A 2,949-nucleotide genomic window follows, 5' to 3' on the forward strand; every position below is an offset into this window, starting at 1 on the left:
GGTGAATTCACTATTGCTATCGCTGGCAAGCCAGCTCCCACAGGGGCCCAGGCCCTCAACGACTAAGGAAGATTCGGCACCGGCGCCGCCTTCCCGGCATCAGCCTCTTCCCGCCTGACCTTGTTGCGCCACAACCGATACGCCCGGATTCCCGCCCGCACCGACCCATACAGCAGATGGTTGTCCATCTCCCGCGCCAGCCCCGAACGCACCAGCATGCGCAGGAAGGCTCCGCGTGCCCGGGCGATACCCAGCTCGATGCCCTGGGCCTTGAGGGTGTCGCGCACCTCGCGCAACGCGGCGATACCGCTGACGTCGATGCTGCTCACCGCCTCGGCATCGAACAGCACCGCCTTCGGGCTGGCCTCGCGCTGCACTGCTTCGAGCAGGCGCATCTTGAAGTAGTCGGCGTTGAAGAACAGGATCGCGTCGTCGAACCGGTACACCACCAGCCCCGGCACGGTGCGCGCGTCCTTGTGCTGGCTGATGTCGACCTGGCCTTCGATCCCGGGCGCCCAGCCAAGCACCGCGTCGGAAGGCTGGTAGATGCTGTAGAGCAAACGCAGGATCGCCAGGGTCACGGCGATGATGATCCCCGGCAGCACGCCGACACCGAGCACGCCGATGGTGGTGAACACGCAGAGGAAGAATTCGAAGCGGCTCAGCGCCCAGATCTTGCGCAGCGACTGCACGTCGATCAGGCCCCAGCCGGCCATCAGCAGCACGGCACCAAGCGCCGCCTGGGGAATCCAGGCCATGGGCGCGGTGAAGAACATCAGGATCAAGGCGATCACCAAGGCGGCGACAATGCCCACCAGTTGGCTCTTGCCGCCGACCATGTCGTTGACTGCGGTACGCGAGTCGGCACCGCTGATGGCGAAGCCCTGGGACACCCCGGCAGCCAGGTTGGACACGCCGAGGGCGACGAATTCATGGTTGGCGTTGATCGCGTAGCCATGGCGCGCGGCGAAGCTGCGGGCGGTGAGCATGGCGCTGCAGAAGCTCACCGTGGCGATACCCAGGGCGTCACGCAGCAGGCTTTTCATTTCTTCCAGCGAGGTCTGCGGCCAGGCCAGTTCCGGCATGCCACCAGGCACGTGGCCGAGTACCGCGACGCCATGGTTATCGAGGCCGAACACCCCGGCGATCAGGGTGAACACCGCCACTGTGACCAGCGCCGCCGGCAGTTTCGGATAGCGCCGCGGCAACCAGATCAGCATGGCCAGGCCGGCCAGGCCGATGATCAGGGTCAGCCAGTGGATTTCGCCGAGCCGCTCGAAGAAGTTGATCATGGCCAGGATGAAGCCGCTGCCCTCGATCTTGAAGCCGACCACCTTGCCCAGTTGCCCGGCCAGCAGGCTCAGGCCGATACCGTTGAGGTAGCCGATCAGGATCGGTCGCGAGAAGAAGCTGGCGATAAAGCCGGCGCGGGCCACCCCGGCGGCGATCAGCATCAGGCCGACCAGCACGGTGACCACCACCGACAGTTGCAATAGGCGATCAGGGTCGCCCATGGCCAGCGGCGCAATGGCCCCGGCGACCATGGCGCAGGTGGCCGCGTCGGGGCCGACCATCAACTGCCGCGAACTGCCCACCAGCGCATACACGATCATCGGCAGGATGCACGCGTACAGACCCACCTGCGGCGGCAGGCCGGCAATCTGTGCGTAGGCGATGGCGATGGGAATCTGGATGGCAGCCACCGACAGGCCGGCCTGCACGTCCGGGCGGAACCACTCGCGACGGTAATGCAGCAGGTTGGCCAGGCCCGGGAGCCAGCGGGAAAGAAACATGTTCAGGTCCTTTTGATGTATCCGACAGACGCTAGCGCAAAAGGCCAGCATCGTACCCGCTGGAACATCGGGAGGCCAATCCCGTACAGATAACGTGGCTTATTCAGCCCACTCCAGGTCCCCGGTGAACAGCACGGTCAACCAGCGATCCGGCCCTTCGCCGCCGATGGCGTTGCCGATCTCGTCGCGCCAGGCGTCCCATTCGCCGATGGTGCGTGCCGGCATGTCGGCCGGGACGATGAAGAACAGCTCGATCTCCCGCGAGCGCCCGACCTTGGCCACGTAGGTGCGATAGCCGAGCATGCCGTGGCGTTCGACGAAGGTCTGGGCCACTTCATCGACGTGCTGCTTGAGGTCGACCGGGGTGACCAGGAACATGTCCGCCAGCGCCTGGCGGATCACCGACAGCGGCAGCGGGATGATCACCAGGCACACCAGGCCGAGCACCGCCGGGTCGATATAGGGCGAGATCCATTCCCACTGCGTCCCCTGTACAGCGATGCCGACGCAGAAGGCGATCAGCAGCGCTGCGGTGATGCTGGCGGACATTACCCAGCCTTTCACGTCCATGCGCACGAAGTCGGAGTTGATCCGGCGGTTGGCCCGGGCTTCGAGGATGGCGATGGTCAGGCAGGCGATCACCGTGAGTACCGCGTAGATCAGCGCCAGGCCGAACTCCAGGTCGCGGCCGCCTTCGAGCAGGCTGAGCACGGCGTTGATCAGCGCGTAGATGGCCACGCCGGTGAGGAGGATGCCGTTCAGCGCCAGGACCATCGGCTCCAGGTGCCAGAAACCCATGGTGAAGCGCTCGCGCAGCTTGCGTGACATATGGGCGCTGCGGGTGTGGGCGGTGATCAGCCGCACCACCACCAGCGACAACCCGCTCATGCTGGCGTCGACCATCGAGTAGACGCCGTCGAAGACGATCGAGAACGAGCCCGAGGCGACGCCGAAGCCGATACCGATCGCGGCGATGAACAGGGTGACGGCGATGGAAGTGCGTAGCACGCCTTGCTCGTCGGTTAGATCGAAAAACCTGGTTGCCACTACTGGCCTCCTAAATAGTTGGGGGCCGCTTTGCGGCCCACCGCGAACACCGCATAACTCATTGATTTAGCAGGACCTGTGGGAGCAGGCTTGCCATCGATGGCGTAGG

General features: G+C 65.0%; 2 protein-coding genes. Both read right to left on the bottom strand.

The annotated features are described in order from the left end of the window. Positions 1-62 precede the first annotated feature (62 nt). Positions 63-1,793, bottom strand: coding sequence for a SulP family inorganic anion transporter (locus tag ACODSK_RS32540; protein ID WP_489022252.1), 1,731 nt, complete (start codon positions 1,791-1,793; stop codon positions 63-65). A gap of 99 nt (positions 1,794-1,892) precedes the next feature. Next, positions 1,893-2,840 carry a cation diffusion facilitator family transporter gene (locus tag ACODSK_RS32545; RefSeq protein ID WP_489022253.1) on the bottom strand — a complete coding sequence of 316 codons (948 nt, stop codon included), beginning with the start codon at positions 2,838-2,840 and terminating at the stop codon, positions 1,893-1,895. Positions 2,841-2,949: the final 109 nt, after the last annotated feature.

It is taken from the genome of Pseudomonas sp. FG98, assembly GCF_057808595.1.

What these genes read in the sequence shown, in the direction of transcription:
- ACODSK_RS32540 (WP_489022252.1), bottom strand. Translation starts at nt 1,793, where the DNA reads ATGTTTCTTTCCCGCTGGCTCCCGGGCCTGGCCAACCTGCTGCATTAC.